Annotated in this window: 12 protein-coding genes and 2 pseudogenes; 8 read left to right on the top strand and 6 right to left on the bottom strand. The window is 72.0% G+C overall.

Going from position 1 to position 17,041, the window contains the following annotated elements; all coding sequences use genetic code 11:
- The 3 genes and pseudogenes from M2266_RS15100 to M2266_RS15090 form a co-directional block, all read left to right on the top strand.
- Entirely contained in the window at positions 1–1,167 is a 1,167-nt protein-coding gene (locus tag M2266_RS15100) for an acyl-CoA dehydrogenase family protein (protein ID WP_277438670.1), read from the top strand.
- A gap of 22 nt (positions 1,168–1,189) precedes the next feature.
- Entirely contained in the window at positions 1,190–2,203 is a 1,014-nt protein-coding gene (locus M2266_RS15095; protein ID WP_277438669.1) for an acyl-CoA dehydrogenase family protein, read from the top strand.
- A 397-nt stretch (positions 2,204–2,600) separates the two neighbouring features.
- Positions 2,601–2,990: pseudogene (locus tag M2266_RS15090) on the top strand (ATP-binding protein); the annotation flags it as partial.
- A 240-nt stretch (positions 2,991–3,230) separates the two neighbouring features.
- Here M2266_RS15090 and M2266_RS15085 read toward each other — a convergent pair.
- Positions 3,231–4,157, bottom strand: a complete 927-nt coding sequence (locus tag M2266_RS15085; RefSeq protein ID WP_277438668.1) for a cyclase family protein — start codon at positions 4,155–4,157, stop codon at positions 3,231–3,233.
- A 90-nt stretch (positions 4,158–4,247) separates the two neighbouring features.
- Between M2266_RS15085 and M2266_RS15080 the strand changes: the two genes are divergently transcribed.
- Genes M2266_RS15080 through M2266_RS15065 form a run of 4 tightly spaced genes read left to right on the top strand, consistent with a single transcriptional unit; the run spans position 4,248 to position 8,930 of the window.
- A complete protein-coding gene (locus tag M2266_RS15080; RefSeq protein ID WP_277438667.1) occupies positions 4,248–5,156 on the top strand; it encodes an SDR family oxidoreductase in 909 nt (302 codons plus the stop codon).
- A gap of 56 nt (positions 5,157–5,212) precedes the next feature.
- Complete coding sequence (locus M2266_RS15075) at positions 5,213–6,355, top strand: acyl-CoA dehydrogenase family protein (RefSeq protein ID WP_277438666.1); 1,143 nt, start codon at positions 5,213–5,215, stop codon at positions 6,353–6,355.
- Entirely contained in the window at positions 6,352–7,830 is a 1,479-nt protein-coding gene (locus tag M2266_RS15070; protein WP_277438665.1) for an aldehyde dehydrogenase family protein, read from the top strand. Before M2266_RS15075 ends, M2266_RS15070 begins: the two co-directional genes overlap by 4 nt.
- 32 nt (positions 7,831–7,862) lie before the next feature.
- Positions 7,863–8,930 (top strand): Zn-dependent alcohol dehydrogenase, encoded by a 1,068-nt coding sequence (locus M2266_RS15065; protein ID WP_277438664.1) that lies wholly within the window; start codon positions 7,863–7,865, stop codon positions 8,928–8,930.
- Between the two features lie 24 nt (positions 8,931–8,954).
- Here M2266_RS15065 and M2266_RS15060 read toward each other — a convergent pair whose 3' ends face one another.
- Positions 8,955–9,899 carry a helix-turn-helix domain-containing protein gene (locus M2266_RS15060; protein WP_277441214.1) on the bottom strand — a complete coding sequence of 315 codons (945 nt, stop codon included), beginning with the start codon at positions 9,897–9,899 and terminating at the stop codon, positions 8,955–8,957.
- A gap of 220 nt (positions 9,900–10,119) precedes the next feature.
- Between M2266_RS15060 and M2266_RS15055 the strand changes: the two genes are divergently transcribed.
- On the top strand, positions 10,120–11,427 hold the full coding sequence (locus M2266_RS15055) for an MFS transporter (protein ID WP_277441213.1): 1,308 nt from the start codon (positions 10,120–10,122) through the stop codon (positions 11,425–11,427).
- Positions 11,428–11,451: 24 nt separating this feature from the next.
- Here M2266_RS15055 and M2266_RS15050 read toward each other — a convergent pair whose 3' ends face one another.
- The 4 genes and pseudogenes from M2266_RS15050 to M2266_RS15035 form a co-directional block, all read right to left on the bottom strand.
- Positions 11,452–12,084, bottom strand: a complete 633-nt coding sequence (locus M2266_RS15050) for a flavin reductase family protein (protein ID WP_277438663.1) — start codon at positions 12,082–12,084, stop codon at positions 11,452–11,454.
- A gap of 66 nt (positions 12,085–12,150) precedes the next feature.
- Positions 12,151–12,978, bottom strand: a complete 828-nt coding sequence (locus tag M2266_RS15045; protein ID WP_277438662.1) for an enoyl-CoA hydratase-related protein — start codon at positions 12,976–12,978, stop codon at positions 12,151–12,153.
- 178 nt (positions 12,979–13,156) lie between these two features.
- Positions 13,157–15,335: pseudogene (locus tag M2266_RS15040) on the bottom strand (acetate--CoA ligase family protein).
- 272 nt (positions 15,336–15,607) lie between these two features.
- A complete protein-coding gene (locus tag M2266_RS15035; protein ID WP_277438661.1) occupies positions 15,608–16,885 on the bottom strand; it encodes an NAD(P)/FAD-dependent oxidoreductase in 1,278 nt (425 codons plus the stop codon).
- Positions 16,886–17,041: the final 156 nt, after the last annotated feature.

Genomic DNA, 17,041 nt, shown 5'->3' with positions numbered 1-17,041 from the left:
GTGGATCTGACGTACACCGCGGAGCAGGAGGAGTTCCGGGCCGGACTGCGGTCCTGGCTCCGCGACGTCCTGCCGAAGCTGCCGCCCCGCCCCGACCCCCGCGACTGGCCGGGGCGGCGCGCGTACGACGCCGGCTGGCAGCGGATGCTGTACGACGCCGGGTACGCGGGCCTGCACTGGCCGGTCGACGCGGGCGGACGGGGCGCGACGCCGGTGCAGCACCTGATCTTCCTCGAGGAGACGGAGAACGCGGGCGCGCCCTACGTGGGCGCCAACTTCGTGGGGCTGCTGCACGCCGGGCCCACCATCGCCGCCGAGGGCACCGAGGAGCAGCGGCGGCGCTGGCTGCCGCCGGTGCTGCGGGGCGACGAGGTGTGGTGCCAGGGGTTCAGCGAACCCGGCGCCGGCTCCGACCTGGCCTCGCTGCGGACCCGCGCGGTCCGCGACGGCGACGCGTACGTGGTGACCGGCTCGAAGATCTGGACCTCGCACGCCGAGGTGGCGGACTGGTGCGAACTGCTGGTCCGCACCGATCCGCGGGCGCCCAAGCACCGCGGCATCTCCTGGCTGGCGATGCCGATGGACGCCCGGGGCGTCACGGTACGGCCGCTGCGCACCCTGGCGGGGTCGACGGAGTTCGCCGAGATGTTCCTCGACGAGGTGCGGGTCCCGGTCGCCAACCGGGTGGGGGAGGAGAACGACGGCTGGCGCGTCACCATGGTCACGCTCTCCTTCGAGCGCGGCACCGCCTTCGTCGGTGAGGTCGTCGCCTGCCGCCGCGTCCTGGGCGAGGTGGCGCGCGCCGCGAAGGAGAACGGCGGCTGGGACGATCCGGCGCTGCGGCGCAGGCTGGGCCGGCTCGCCGCCGAGTTCTCCGTCCTGTGGCGGCTCACCCAGTGGAACGTCAGCGAGGCGGAGCGCTCGCTGCGGGCGGGCGGCACGGGAGTGCCCGGGACCGGCGGGTCGGTCTTCAAGCTGCGCTACTCGCACGCCCGGCAGGAGCTGTACGACGCGGCCGCCGAGGTGCTGGGGCCGCTCGCGCAGGACGCCGGGCATCCGTGGACGGCGGAGCGGCTGTCGTCGCTCTCCTACACGATCGCGGCCGGTACCTCGCAGATCCAGAAGAACATCGTGGCCGAGCGCATCCTCGGCCTCCCGAAGGGCTGAAGCCGAGGAACGGGGGCTGACCGTGGACTTCCAACCCACAGAAGATCAAGAGGCGCTGCGGACGGGCGTGCGGGAGCTGCTCGCCGGGCGGTTTCCGCGCGAGGCGCTGCGGGCGGCGGTGGACGCGGGGGACACGTCGGTGGCGGGCGGTCCGCGGGTGGCGGGCGGCCCGCAGGTGGTCGACCGGGCGTTGTGGCGTGAGTTGGGCGCGGCCGGGTTCTTCGCGCTCAGGCTGCCGGAGGCGGCCGGCGGCGTGGGACTCGGGCTGCCCGAGGCGGTGCTCGTCTTCGAGGAGGCCGGGCGTGTCCTGCTGCCGGGTCCGCTGGTCGGCACACACCTGGCGGCGACGCACCTGCCCGGGCCGGTGGCGGCGGGCGCGGCGGCCGGGGACCTGCTGGTGGCCCTGGCGCTGCCGCCCGCCCCGGTCGGGCACCTGGGCGCCGTCGACGCCGTGCTGGCGCTGGGGGAGCGCGGGGCTTCGTCCGTGCCGCGCGTCGGGCTCTTCACGGCGGACGGATTCCCGGCGGCGGCGATCCGCTCCGCCGACCCGCTCACCCCCCTCCACCTGCCACACGGTGGCGCCCACGGTGGCGAGCCCCTCACCGACGTCGACCCGGCCCCGCTGCGGCGGGAGGCCGCGCTGCTGACCGCGGCGCAGCAGGTCGGCAGCGCCGGCAGGACGTTGGCGATGGCCGTGCAACACGCGCGGGAACGTGAGCAGTTCGGACGGCCGATCGGGGCGTTCCAGGCGGTGAAGCACCTGTGTGCGGACATGCTCGTGCGGGTGGAGATGGCCCGCACGGCTGTCTACGCGGCGGCGGTGTCCGGCGACGGCTTCGAGACGGCCGCGGCGCGGCTGCTCGCCGACGACGCGGCGGCGCGTAACGCACGGGACTGTCTGCAGGTCTTCGGAGGGATGGGCTTCACATGGGAGGCCGACGTACACCTCCACATCAAGCGGTCCTGGGTGCTCGCCGCCGGGCGCGGGGACGCGGAGCGTCTCGAGGAGGAGCTGGCGGCGGGGCTGCTCGCGTGAAGACCTTGAAGACCGTGAAGACCCGGTGAACGACCGGTGACGCTGCGTTGATATCGGGTTGTGTCCGATGCGTTACTCGTGACGGACTGGAGTCGGCGTCCTCCTCGGGTACGCTCCATCGGGTGCGAGAGGTACAGAGGCGCCAGTTGGTCGCCGCGGCCGGCGGAGCCGGGCGGGCGCCGCACGTGGGACGCCTAAGTGTTCGAATCCTCCGCATGCAACGCCTCGCAAGGTGCTTCGCGCAGTATGCGCTCCGCATACTTCTTTCCGCTGGAATATGCCCGAAGCGCTTGTCGTGGTGACTGTAGGTCAATCATGCTGTGTGTCGTGGGAGTCACGTACGGTGACCCGCCTGTGGCGCGAGGCGATGTGTCCGCCGGTTCGGATGGTGTGAGCGGTGCAGGTGCTCCAGGTTCAGCTCGAGGTCGGTGCGGATCCCGCGGAAGTGGGCCGGGCCAGGCGATGGGCGCGCTCACGACTCCTCGGCTCCGGGATAGGGGCCGACGAGCCGCTGGCGGAGACGTTGATCCTGCTGATCTCCGAGCTCGTGACGAACGCGGTCGTGCACACCGGCTGTCCGGCCGTCCTGCGCATGCTCTTCCCCGACGCCTCCGACGCGACGGTCCGAGTCGAGGTGGCGGACACCAGCGACTGCCCGCCCACCCCGCGGCACGCGCAGCGGGACGAGACCGGCGGCCGCGGCCTGGAGCTGGTGGACGGGCTGGCCGACCGGTGGGGCTGGCAGCCCGAAGGGGGCGGCAAGCGCATCTGGTGCGAGGTGGACCGTGCCGAGCGGATCGCCTGCCGGGAGGCCGGCGACCAGCAGCCCGGTGAGCGCCAGGGCGTGACACACCGCGCCGCCGACCAGGCGACTGACCGGGCGACTGACCGGGTGGCCGACCGGTTGGTCAAGGACCCCGTCGGCAGGGACCGGTTGGTCAAGGACCGGGCAGTGAAGGACCGGGCAGTGAAGGACCGCCCGCTCGCGGACCGGACCCGCACGGACCAGCGGATCAGCCTGAAGCGTCTAGAGCACTGCGACCGGTGCGACCGGACTGCCTGTCCCGCCCACGAAGGGCTCGGGCGTGGCGTCCAGGAAGAATTCGTACCGCCCCGCCTCGGCGCAGGCCTCTGACAGCTCCTCCAGGTTCCAGTTCTGGCCCTGTGGCATACCCATTTCCACCAGATCGAGCCCGTGCACCGGCAGCCAGAGGTTCTCGATCTCGGGCGGGAAGATCTCGAACGTGAGCGTGTCGTTGGCGACCGCCGCCACGTCGCGGGCGTGGAACCACTCCGGCGTCCTGATGGAGAGCCCGGGGGACGGGAAGGCGTAGCCGTGCTTGTCGCCGCCCAGGTAGGAGCGCATCTGGCCGGTGCGGACCAGCACGACGTCCCCGGCGCGGACCGCGGTGCCCGCCAGTTCCTCGGCCGCCTCCAGATCCTCGGGGGTGACCGCGTGGTCGCCGGGCAGCCGGTCCAGCTTCCTGGCGGCGGCGACGTCGAGCAGCACACCGCGTGAGACCAGGGTCGTCATCTTCTCGATGCCGCTGAAGGCGGCGCCGCCGTGCGCGGTGATCGAGTCGGCCGGACGGCCGTTGTAGATCTTCCCGGAGTGCGAGACGTGCGTCAGGCCGTCCCAGTGGGTAGCCGCCTGCAAGCCCATCGTGACGGCGTCGTCGCTGGTGGCGATGGTCCCCGGGCCGAACATCTCCAGGTTCAGCGCGACCATCGTGCGCAGCGGGTTGACCCGGCCGGGGATCATGCCGGTCTGCACCCCGTCCTGCTGCAGCGGCAGGGCCAGCGGGATGCGCCGGCCGCTGCGTACGGTCCCGGCCGCGACGCGCACCACGTCGTCGGTGATCAGGTTCAGCGTGCCGATCTCGTCGCCCTCGCCCCACCGCCCCCAGTTGTTGATCCGTTTGGCGATGTCGTGGAACTCGGCGGGAAGCGTCACAGCGGCCTCCTGGTCGTAGGGCTTGTGCTGGGGTGTGTACTCACTCCTAGAATCTAACGGTCCGTCAGAAACCATGAGAAGGGGCGGGACGTGGGCAACTTCCTGACCGGAAAAGTCATCGCCGTCACGGGCGCCGGGCGCGGCATCGGGCGCGCGGTGGCGCTCGCCTGCGCCGCCGAGGGCGCCAAGGTCGTCGTCAACGACTACGGGGTCTCGATCGACGGTGCGAGCGAACCGGCGAGCGAGATCGCGGAGTCGGTCGTCAAGGAGATCCAGGCGGCGGGCGGCGAGGCCGTCGCCGTCGCCGACGACGTGTCGACGATGGCGGGCGGCGCCCGCATCGTCACCACGGCCGTCGAGACGTGGGGGCGCATCGACGGCGTCGTGTGTGTGGCCGGCATCCTGCGCGAACGCATGCTCTTCAACATGGGCGAGGAGGAGTGGGACCCGGTCATCGCCACGCACCTGAAAGGCACCTTCACCGTCTTCCGCGCCGCGTCCGCGGCCATGCGCAAGCAGGGCGCCGGCACACTCATCGGCTTCACCAGCGGCAACCACCAGGGCAGCGTCTCGCAGGCGAACTACTCGTCGGCGAAGGGCGGCATCATCTCGCTGGTGCGCAGCGCCGCCCTGGGCCTCAACAAGTACGGGGTCACGGCGAACTGCGTCGCCCCGGTCGCGCGCACCCGCATGTCGGCGAACGTGCCCATGGAGCTGAAGGAGATCGGCGAGCCGGAGGACGTGGCCGCCATGGTCGTCTTCCTGCTCTCCGACCGCGCCCGCGACATCACGGGGCAGGTCTATACCGTCGCCGGACCGAAGATCGCCGTCTGGGCGCAGCCGCGGGAACTGCGGTCGGCCTGGGGCGACGGTCCCTGGACGCCGGAGCGTATCGCGGACGTGCTGCCCGGAACCATCGGCGCCGACCCGATGCCGATGCTCGAACAGCTGGAGGCCATGCGCGCGGCAGCAGCCGCGGCGGAACGGCCGAACGCGTAGCCACCATCCCGTTGCGCACGAACCGTCCGACGACCCGCCCGACGACCGGAGGACCCGTGGACTTCACGTTCGGCCCGGAGGCCGACTCCTTCCGCGCCCAGGCGCGGGCCTGGCTCGCCGAGCACCGTGACGGGTGGGCTGCGGGCGGGCGCGGCTGGGAGCGCACCCTCGGCGCGGCCGGCTGGATAGGGCTCGGCTGGACCGGGGAGTACGGCAACCGCCGGGCGACCCTCGCCCAGCAGGTCGTCTGGGGTGAGGAGTACGCGCGATCCGGCGCCCCCGGCCGGTCCGGCCACATCGGCGAGAACCTGCTCGCACCCACCCTCCTCGCCCACGGCACCCCCGCCCAGCGGGACCGCTTCCTCCCTCCGATCGCCCGCGGTGCGGAACTGTGGTGCCAGGGCTACAGCGAACCGGACGCCGGATCCGACCTGGCCGGGATCCGCACCGCGGCGGTCCGGGACACCGATGGCGGGTACCGGATCACCGGCCAGAAGATCTGGACGTCGCTCGCCCAGGACGCCGACTGGTGCTTCGTCCTGGCCCGTACGGAACCCGGCTCGCGCCGGCACCACGGCCTCAGCTTTCTCCTGGTGCCGATGGACCAGCCCGGCCGGATCGAGGTCCGGCCGATCCGCCAGATGTCGGGCGAAGCCGAGTTCAACGAGGTGTTCTTCGACGACGCGCGCGCGTCCGCCGACCACCTCGTCGGGACGGAGGGCGGCGGCTGGACCGTCGCCATGTCCCTGCTCGGCTATGAGCGGGGGGTGTCCACTCTCGTCCAGCAGATCGGCTTCGAGCAGGAGCTGCGCGAGATCACCGACCTGGCCCGGACCACCGGTGCCGACACCGAACCCGTCCTGCGGGCCCGGATCGTCCGCCAGTGGGCCGAACTCAGGGCGATGCGCTGGAACGCCCTGCGCACCCTGGGCACCGACTCGTCCGGCGCCCCCAGCGTCGCCAAGCTGCTCTGGGGCGGCTGGCACCAGCGACTCGGCGAACTGGCCATGGCGGTCCGGGGCGCGGCGGCCGCGACCGGCCCCACCGCCTGGACCCCGTCCCAGCCCTACGCGCTCGACGCGCTGCAGCGGATGTTCCTCTTCAGCCGTGCCGACACCGTCTATGGCGGCTCGGACGAGATCCAGCGCAACATCATCGCCGAGCGGGTGCTCGGCCTCCCGAAGGAGCCGCGGCCATGAGCCGACCTGTACCTCCGAGCTACGCACACTGGATCGACGGACGGTGGCACGAGCCGGCCCAGGGCCACTACGCGATCATCAACCCGGCCACCGAGGAGATCGTCGGCCGCGCCCCCGAGGCGAGCGCCGCCGACGTGGACGCGGCCGTCCGGGCGGCCCGCGCCGCCTTTGACGGGTGGTCGCGCACCGCCCCGCGCGACCGTGCCGCCGTCCTCGACCGGATAGCCGACGCGATCTCCGCCCGCGCCGCCGAACTGGTCCCCCTCCTCCAGGCCGAGACGGGCGCCACCGCGCGCGTCGCCTCCGCCCTGCAACTCCCGCCGGCCGCCGACCGTTTCCGCCGCTATGCCCGCGGCGCGGTCGAACCCGATGTCATCCCGCTGCCCCCACAACCTGTCAAAGCCTCTCCTCTCGCTCCTGGTGGACTGATCGGCGCCGCCGCCGTACGCCGCCCGGTCGGCGTCGTCGGCTGCGTCACCTCGTACAACTTCCCGCTCGCCAACCTCGCGGGAAAGCTCGCCCCCGCCTTGGCGATGGGCAACACGGTGGTGGCCAAGCCCGCCCCGCAGGACCCGCTCACCTGCCTGCTGCTCGGTGAGATCTGCAAGGAAGCGGGCCTGCCCGACGGCGTGTTCAACGTGATCGCGGGATCGGGCGCGGCGGCGGGCGAGGCGCTCGTCGCGCACCCGGGCGTCGACATGATCAGCTTCACCGGGTCGACGGCGGTCGGTAAGGCGATCGCTTCAGCGTCCGGCCGAACGCTGAAGCGCACGCTGATGGAACTCGGCGGCAAGGGTGCGGCGATCGTCCTGCCGGATTCGGGTGGAGCGGTCCTCAAGGCGGCGGTCGGGGCGGTCGCCTCCACCTGGGCCTTCCACAGCGGTCAGATATGCACGGCGCCCACCCGCGTACTGGTCCACCGCGACCAGTACGAGCAGGTGATCTCCGCCCTTGAACAGTACGCCGGAGCCTTGATCATCGGGGACCCTGTGGATAACTCAACCGTCGTCGGCCCGCTCATCAGCGCGGCCCAACGTGACCGCGTCGAGGCGTACATCGCCGGCGCCCGCGCGCAGGGCGCCCGCGTCGTCACCGGCGGCGAGCGCCCCGACCTCAAGCCCGGCTTCTACGTCGCCCCCACCCTGATCGCGGACGTCACCGCCGACATGACCGTCGCCCAGGAGGAACTCTTCGGCCCGGTCGTCGTCGCCCTCGCCTACGACACCGAGGACGAGGCCGTCGAGATCGCCAACGGCACCCCTTACGGGCTCTACGACTACGTGTTCTCCGACGACGCGGGCCGTGCCTGGGCGCTCGCCGCCCGCCTGCGCAGCGGCAACGTCGGCATCAACACCGTTCAGCGCCACCCGGAGACGCCGTTCGGCGGCTTCAAGGAGAGCGGGGTCGGCCGGGACGGCGGCTCGTTCGGACTGCACGCGTACAGCGAACTGCAATCGGTCGTCTGGCCTTCCTGAACGTGAAGGCCCTCGAGGGAACAGGACAGTCCATGAGAGGCGTCATTTTCGACGGCACGCAGCCCCAGGTGGTCGACGACCTGGAGGTCCGCGGCCCCGGCCCCGGTGAGGTGCTGGTCGCCATCCAGGCCGCGGGCCTGTGCCACAGCGATCTGTCCGTCATCGACGGCACGATCCCGTTCCCCGTCCCCGTGGTCCTCGGCCACGAGGGCGCCGGCATCGTCGAGGCGGTCGGCCCCGGGGTCACCCACGTGGAGCCCGGCGACCACGTGTCGCTGTCGACCCTCGCCAACTGCGGCACGTGCGCGCAGTGCGACCGCGGCCGTCCGACCATGTGCCGCAAGGCGATCGGCTACCCGGGCAAGCCCTTCTCCCGGCAGGGCAAGGACCTGTTCAACTTCGCCTCGAACTCGGCCTTCGCGGAGAAGACCGTGGTCAAGGCCGTCCAGGCGGTCAAGATTCCGAAGGGGATCCCCTTCACCTCCGCCGCACTGATCGGCTGCGGCGTCCTGACGGGCGTCGGCGCCGCGCTCAACCGCGCGAAGGTCGACCGGGGGGACACGGTCGTCGTCATCGGCACCGGCGGAATCGGTCTGAACGTCCTGCAGGGGTGCCGGATAGCGGGCGCCACCCGGATCGTCGCCGTGGACGCCAACCCCGCCAAGGAGGACGTGGCCCGGCAGTTCGGCGCCACCGACTTCATCGACGCGTCCGCCGTGGACGACACCGTCACGGCCGTCCGCGAGCTGCTCCCGACCGGCGCCGACCACACCTTCGAATGCGTCGGCAACGTCAAACTCATCCGGCAGGCCGTCGACCTCCTCGACCGGCACGGCCAGGCCGTCCTGCTGGGTGTCCCGCCGGCCGACGCCGAAGCGAGCTTCCTGGTGTCGTCCATGTATCTGGACAAGTCCATCCTGGGCTGCCGCTACGGCTCGTCCCGCCCCCAGCGCGACATCGCGCTCTACGCGGAGCTGTACAGGCAGGGCAGGCTGCTGCTCGACGAGCTGGTCACCGAGACCTACCCCGTCGAGGACTTCGCGAAGGCCGCCGACGACGCGCACCACGGCCGGGTGGCCCGGGGGGTACTCACGTTCTGACGGGCTCGTACGCCCAGGGGGCGTTCAGGCGGTGGGCGTGGCGTGGAAGGTGCGGCGGTAGGCGGACGGTGAGACGCCCAGCGCCGCGTGCAGGTGCTGCCGCATGGATGTCGCCGTGCCGAACCCGGCCTGGTGCGCGACCTGGTCGACGCTCAGGTCGCTGGACTCCAGCAGATGGCGGGCGCGTTCGACGCGCTGCTGCACGACCCACTGCCCGGGGCTGATCCCGACCTCCTCACGGAACCGCCGGGTGAAGGTCCGTACGCTCATCGACTCGCGCTCGGCGAGTTCGCGCAGCGTGAGCGGCTGGTCGAGACGGCCCAGCGCCCAGGCGCGGGCCGCCGCGGTGCCGGCCTGCTGCGGTTCGGGGAGCGGACGCTGGATGTACTGCGCCTGGCCGCCGTCGCGGTGCGGTGGGACGACGGTACGGCGGGCGACGGCGTTCGCGATCGCCGTGCCGTGGTCGCGGCGCACGATGTGCAGGCAGAGATCGATCCCGGAGGCGACGCCGGCAGAGGTGAGGATGTCGCCGTCGTCGATGTACAGGACGTCGGGATCGACCCTGACCTGCGGGAAGAGACGCTGGAAGTGGTCGGCGCTGTCCCAGTGCGTGGTGGCGGGCCGGCCGTCCAGCAGACCGGCGGCGGCCAGCAGGTAGCTGCCCGTGCAGATCGACACGACGCGGGTGCCGGGCCTGATGCGCGCGAAGGCGGCGGCCAGCGGGCCGCCCAGCCGGCCGGAGACGTAGAGGTCGTCGAGTTCGTGCGTGGCGGGGACGACGACGGTGTCGGCCGCCTCCAAGGCCTCGGGCCCGTGCTCGACGACGATCGGGAAGTCCGCGTCGGTCTGGACGAGCCCCGGCACGGCCGAGCAGGTCACGACCTCGTAGAGCTTCCGGCCCTCTTGGGTCCTGGCGCCGCCGAAGATCCGGGCCGGGATCCCCAGCTCGAAGGGGATGACGCCGGACATCACCAGGACTGCCACCCGGTGCCGGTCCTGGTGCCGGAACGGTCCCGCACAGGCGCCGGCGGCCGCTTCGTCTCCCGTTCCGATGGTGTGTCCGCCCTCGCCCGAAGTCGCCATGGCCCGATTCTTTCACATCGTGGCCATCCGGCCACTCGTCCGGCATCGGCACAGGCCCGAAGCTGACCGTGTGACGCAGACACCTCAAGCTCCTCCACAGAATCCGATACCGGCAGCCCCCAGAAGCCCCGCGGCCGCGCCCGCCCCCGGCCGCGAGCCCAGGATTCACCGCGCCTGGTTCGTGGCGGCCGTCACCTTCGTCACGATCATCGGCGCGGCCGCGTTCGCCTCCTTGCCCGGTCTGCTGATCGAGCCCCTCCACGCGGAGTTCGGCTGGTCACGCGGCATGATCGGCTTCGCGGTCTCCATCAACCTCGCGCTGTACGGACTCACCGCACCGTTCGCCGCCGCCCTGATGGATCGATTCGGCATCCGCCGCGTCGTCGCGGCCGCGCTCACCACCATCGCGCTCGGCGCCGGCCTCACCGCCTTCATGACGCAGACCTGGCAGCTGATCCTCTGCTGGGGCATCCTCGTCGGCATCGGCAGCGGGTGCATGGCGCTCGCCTTCGCCGCCACCGTCGCCAACCGGTGGTTCGTCACCCGCCGCGGACTGGTGACCGGCATCCTGACGGCGGCCGGCGCGGCCGGACAGCTGGTCTTCCTGCCGCTGCTCTCCTGGATCGTCGAGCAGCACGGCTGGCGGCCCGCGGCCGCGACCGTCGCCCTCTCGGCGCTCGCCGTCGTCCCGTTCGTCTGGCTGCTGCTGCGTGACCACCCCGCCGACGTCGGCCTGTCGGCGTACGGCGCGCCGGAGTTCACCCCGAAGCCGGTGCCGGTGCGCGGCGCGGCGCGGCGGGCGCTCAGGGCGCTGTCGGTCGCCGCCCGTACGGGCCCCTTCTGGCTGCTCGCGGGATCCTTCGCGATCTGCGGAGCGTCGACGAACGGCCTGATCAGGACCCACTTCGTACCCGCCGCCCACGACCACGGGATGCCGGTTACGGCAGCGGCTTCGCTGCTGGCCGTCATCGGGATCTTCGATATCGCCGGAACCATCGCGTCCGGTTGGTTCACCGACCGCTTCGAGCCGCGCCGGCTGCTCGCCGTCTACTACGGGATGCGCGGACTGTCGTTGATGTTCCTGCCCCAGCTGATGGCCGGCGCCGTGCACCCGCCGATGATCGTCTTCATCGTCTTCTACGGCCTAGACTGGGTCGCCACGGTTCCGCCGACCATCGCGCTGTGCCGTGAGTACTACGGCGACGACAGCGCCATCGTCTTCGGCTGGGTCCTGGCCGCGCACCAGATCGGCGCCGCCGTCGTGGCCTTCCTGGGCGGTGTCGCGCGTGACGCCTTCGGCTCCTACGACGTCGTCTGGTACAGCTCGGGCGCGCTGTGCGCGGTCGCCGCGCTGATGGTCCTGGTGATCCGGCGGGGACGGTCGAAGGGGCTCCCGGTCGCGGTGCCGGTGTGAGCTGTCGCGGTGCTCGCGTCGGGACTACTGGGCGAACCGGCCGAATCGTCCACGGTAGAAGAGCAGCGGCCCGGCCTCGGGGGTGGTTCCGTCCGCGTCGGCGGGCTCCGGGCAGCCGAGTTCGTCGACCCGTCCGACGACGATCAGATGGTCGCCGCCGGTGTGCACGGCGTGGATCGTGCAGTCGATCCACGCGGGTACGCCCGCCAGTCGCGGCGACCCCGTGACGGGCGCCGGCGTCCAGTCGACCCCCGCGAACTTGTCCGCTCCGCTCACGGCGAAGCCGCGGCACAGCGCGCTCTGCCCGTCGCCGAGGATGTTGACGCAGAAGACGCCGGCCCGCGCGATCTTCGGCCAGGTCGTGGAAGTGCGCGCCACCATGAACGCGACCAGTGGCGGATCGAGCGACAACGACGCGAAGGACTGGCACGCGAACCCCGTCGGTCCCGCCGCCCCGGGGGCGGTGACGATCGTCACCCCGGATGCGAACGTGCCCAGTACCCTGCGGAACGTCGCCGGATTGACCGGTGCCCGTTCGTCCGGGCCCACGGTCCGCAAGTCCGGGCGCGGCAGCGGCTCCACGGGCGCCGCCGCCGTGGCGGCTCCGACCGACCTGAGGTACCGGACGGCGGTGGCCGCCATCCCTGCGTGTCCCATCACACCGACCATTGAACCTGACGGTACGTCAGATGGAAAGAGGGATCCGCGCCCCGCTTCGCGCCGTCACCGGCCGCCGAACTGTGGGGATCTGCGCTCTACGAAGCTTCGGACGCCTTCCTGGGCGTCGTCCGTCGTCATGTTGATCTCCTGGGCGGCCGCCTCCGCCGCGAAGGCCGTCGAACGGTCGCCGTCCAGCGAGGCGTTGACCAGCTGCTTGGTCAGCGCGATGGAACGGGTCGGGCCGGCGGCGAGGCGTTCGGCCCAGTCGCGGGCGGTCTTCTGCAGATCGTCGGCGGGGACGACGCGGTTGACGAGGCCGAGGCGTTCCGCGGCGGGCGCCGGAAGGTCGTCGCCGAAGAACATCAGCTCCTTCGCCTTCTGCGGGCCGACGAGCCGCGACAGCAGATACGCGCCGCCCCCGTCGGGCACGAGACCGCGGCGGACGAAGACCTCGATGAACTTCGCGCGGTCGGACGCGAGGACGAGGTCGCAGGCGAAGGCCAGGTGCGCGCCGATGCCGGCCGCGGTGCCGTTCACCGCGGCGATCACCGGCTTCTCGCAGTCCAGGACGGCGGCGACCAGGCGCTGCGCGCCGCGCCGGATCGTCCGGGCGACATCGCCCGCGACGCGCTCGCCGGGTGCGGCCGCGCCCCCGCTGAGGTCGGCTCCCGCGCAGAACGCGCGGCCGGTGGCGGTGATGACGACGGCCCGGACGGCGGGGTCGGCGGAGGCCGCGTCGAGCAGCGCGATGATGCGTTCGCGCTGGTCCCAGGTGACGGCGTTCATCGCTTCCGGGCGGTTGAGGGTGATCCACGAGACGCCGTTGTCAGTGGCGTGCAGTACCAATGAGTGAGCAGGATCAACGGAATCGTCACGGAGGGTGTCCGTCATGGGGGAGTGGCTCCTTGCTGTACGGAGGGCTGCGCGCGCGGTGGTGAGCGGTGAGCGGATCGCTGGGGAGCGTCGTCGACACGGCGTCGACCGGCCGCCGAGCGGGTCGCTACGGCCGCGCGGTCCGTGCCGGCGGGGCGGTGCGGACGGTGCGGGCCGCGCAGGCCACCCGGGCCGTTCACCGGCAGATCGCGAGGGCGTCGAGCGCCACCGCTCCCTGTCCGCGCGGCAGCACCATCAGTGGGTTGATGTCGAGTTCGGAGAGGTCGCCGCCGAGTTCCATCGCCATCCGCTGCACGCGCATGACGACATCGACGAGCGCGTCGACATCGGCCGGCGGGGCCCCTCTGACCCCTTCGAGGAGCCGGTGGCCGCGCAGTTCGCCGAGCATGTCGCGGGCCGTGTTCTCGCTGAACGGCGGCACGCGGACGGCGGCGTCGGCGAGGATCTCGACGAGGACGCCGCCGAGGCCGACGGTGACGGTCGGGCCGAAGAGCGGGTCCTGGGTGACGCCGACGACCATCTCGACGCCGCGTTCGACCATCTGGCAGACGAGGATGCCGTCGAGGTCCACCCCCTCGTAGCGAGCGATGTCGGTCAGGTCGCGATAGGCGTCACGGACCTGGCTGGCGGAGGTCAGTCCGATCTTGACCAGCCCGAGTTCGGTCTTGTGGCCGAGCTGGGCGCCGGACGCCTTCATGACGACGGGGTAGCCGACCAGGCCCGCGGCCCGGACGGCGCCGGCCGCGCTGGTCACCAGCTGCTCGCGCGGTACGCGGATCCCGTACGCGCGCAGCATCTGCTTCGCCGCGTGCTCGCTGAGCTGGTGGCCCGCGCGCATCAGGGCCTGCGCCTTGCGTGCGGAGGAGGAGCGGGTGCGCGGGGGCCTCGTCGAAGGGGGAGCGGTAGGCGGCGGCGAAGCGGTGGTGGTCGAGGTAGGCCTTGACGGCGCTGACGCAGTTGCCGAAGGTGCGGAAGGTCGCGAGCCGGGACGAGCCGAGGAGGGTGGTGCGATAGGCGTCCTCGGTGCCGAGCGGCGAGCCCCACACCACGCACACCAGCTTGTCGGTGCTCTCCGCCGCGTCGGCCAGATCCTGGGCGAGCTTGTCGCTCATGGGTGGGAACGGACCGGTGATCGGACAGATGAGCACGCCGACGGACGGGTCGGCGAGGATCGCGTCGATGATCTTCCGGCCGCGCCAGTCGCCGACCGGGTGGCCGCCGTTGTCGATCGGGTTCGCGACGTTGAGGTACTCCGGGATCCACTGGTGGAGTTCGGTCTGCTTCTCGTCGGACAGGAGCGGGATGTCGAGTCCCGCGGCGGTGGCGAGGTCGGAGAAGTGAGCGCCGGTGCCGCCGGATATGGAGTAGACGACGACGCCGTCGGCCGTGGGCGGCTTGGCGCGCGCGAGCAGGGCCGCGGTGTCCTGCAGCTGGTCGAGCCCGTCGACGCGGATGACGCCGAACTGCTTGAGGGCCGCGTCGACCACGGCGTCGGAGCCGGTCAGTTTGCCGGTGTGGGAAGCGGCCATGCGGGCGCCGGTCTCGGTACGGCCGACCTTCACCATCACCACCGGCACCTTGTTGCGGGCCGCGCGGTCGGCGGCGAGTGTGAACGAGCGTCCGTCCCTGAGCCCTTCCACATACGCGGCGATGGCCCCGACCTCGGGCTGCTCGGCGAAGTACGAGATGAAGTCGGCGGTCTCGAGGTCCGCCTCGTTGCCGGTGGGCGCCCAGTGGCTGATCCGGATGCCCAGTTCCTGCAGCGTGTAGAGGGGCCGGCCCTGGTGGCCGGACTGGGTGATCAGGGCGATGGCCGGCCCGGTGAGGTCATCGCGGAACTTCTCGAAGGCGTTGAGGTTGGTGTTCGGGCCGAGCAGTCTCATGCCCGAGGCGGCGACGACCTCGGCGAGGCGGGCCTGCGCAGCGGCGCCCTCCTCGCCGGTCTCGGCGAAGCCGGAGGCGAAGGCGACGGCGAACCTGACCTTGGCCTCGCCCAGCTGCTCGATAACCGGAAGGGGGTCACCGACGAGGAGCACCGCGAGATCCACGGTCTCCGGCAGATCCGTCACCGAGGCATAGCAGGGCAGGTCGAAGACGGTCCCGCGGCCGGGGTTGACCGGGAAGAGCCGGGCCCCGACCCGCTGCGACCAGGCGATGAGCTGTCTGGTGATGCCGGTGTTCGGCCGTCCTTCCGTGTCGGACGCGCCGACCACCGCCACGGTCTCTGGCCGGAAGAACCGGTCGAGGTTTGGGACGGTGTTGTGCAGCGGGCGGCCACCGACGTCGGTGTCGGACGCGCCGCGTGCGGCGGGTCCGGGGCCGGGGCTACGGGTGCTGTATGTCGATCCAAGCATCGGTCTCGCCCGCTCCTGCTCGAAGGTATACAGAACTGACGCACAGTCAGATTACTGAACTGACGACCTGTCAGGAACAGTTCGGGCATGTGAAAGATGTGAAGGAGGCCGAGCGGGCCGTTGTCCAGGACGCTTTGGGCGGGCGGGGGCACACCGACGGGCTCCGCCCGGCGGCTTCTTTGGCCGGAAACGGACGGGGCGGAATCCGAGGAAGACCGATTGAGGAATATGGAGGAAAGGGGTGAGACGCGGACGGATCGGCGGGAGGCCGGTCACACCCGCCGGGAGGTGCGCGCGGCCGCGCGGGCGATGCGCCGGGCGTCGATGGCGAGCTCACGGAACATGCCGCTGATGGGGTTGGTGAAGCCGGTGAAGTAGAGGCCGGGAGCGCCCGGCGGGGTGTGCGGACCATGGACGACGGGGCGGCCGTTGCTGTCGAGGACACCCAGGTGGCCGACGAGGGGTTCGAGGCCGCGCCGGTATCCCGTGGCGGCGATGACGACCTCCGGGCTGATGCGCGAACCGTCGGCCAGGACGACCTTGTCGCCGTCGAAGCTCTCCACGGCGGCGACGGGCTCCACCCGTCGCGCCCGGATCGCGTCGATGAGGCCGACGTCCTGCACCGGGATGGCTCCGTCGTCGCGGACACGGGAGTAGAGGCCAGTGGTGGGGCGGGCGAGTCCGTAGGCGGACAGGTCGGGGACGCTGAGCCGTTCCACGTGCGGGGCGATGCGGTCGACCAGACCAGTCGGCAGTCGGCGGCAGAGGATGCCGGTGGCCTGGGCGGGCCAGCCGGCCGTGGTGCGGCGCAGGATGTGCGGCGGTGTCCTGACGGCGATCCGCACCCGGGCGGCACCCGCTTCGACGAGGTCGACGGCGATCTCGGCGCCGGTGTTGCCGACGCCGACGATGAGGACGTCACGGCCCGCGTAGGGCTCGGCGTTGCGGTAGTGCGCGGCGTGCAGCAGCTCGCCGGTGAAGCTCTCGCGGCCGGGCCACTCCGGGACGTGGGGCGCGTGGTTGGTGCCGGTGGCGACCACGACGACGGACGCGTTGAGCAGGCGTCCGCCGGTGGCGGGCAACTGCCACGCGCCGCCGCCCTTGCCGCGGCGTCCGGCGCGTCCGCCGGTGCCTCCCCGGCCGCCCTCGGCGGCGTCGCCGACGCGGTCGATCCGCGACACCTCGATGCCGGTGGCGACGTCGATCCGGTGGTGCGCCGCGTATCGCTCCAGGTAGCGGATGACGTCGTCGCGGCCGACCCAGCGTCCGTACGCTCGCGGGATGGCGAAGCCGGGCAGGCCGGACAGCCGTCGCGTGGTGTGCAGGTGGAGCCGGTCGTAGTGACCGCGCCACGACGAGGCGACCGCGTCCGACCGCTCCAGTACGAGCGTGCGCACGCCACGGCGGCTCAGCGCCGCCGCCGCGGCGAGGCCGCCGGGTCCCGCGCCGATGACGATCGCGTCGGGAGACGCGCTGGGTGCGGCGGGCGCGGTGGGCTCGGGGGACTCGGCGGACTCCGACGGAACGGAGGAGGTGGGGCGGTCGACCATGTGATGCTCCCGGGGCCGGTCGGAGGGGCTGTCGGAGGGACGTACCGGAAGGTGACAGTGGCGCGGGAGTGAGAGTAGTCCCGGAAGCGATCAGTCCGAGGGCGTTTGGCGCCGGCCCCTTGCGCGCTCTGTCTCCATCCGCTGAACTGACGTACC

The organism is Streptomyces sp. SPB162, assembly GCF_029504575.1.
GTDB lineage: Bacteria > Actinomycetota > Actinomycetes > Streptomycetales > Streptomycetaceae > Actinacidiphila.
The sequence above is the reverse complement of the archived record's forward strand: the minus strand, read 5'-3'. Positions and strand labels throughout refer to the sequence as shown.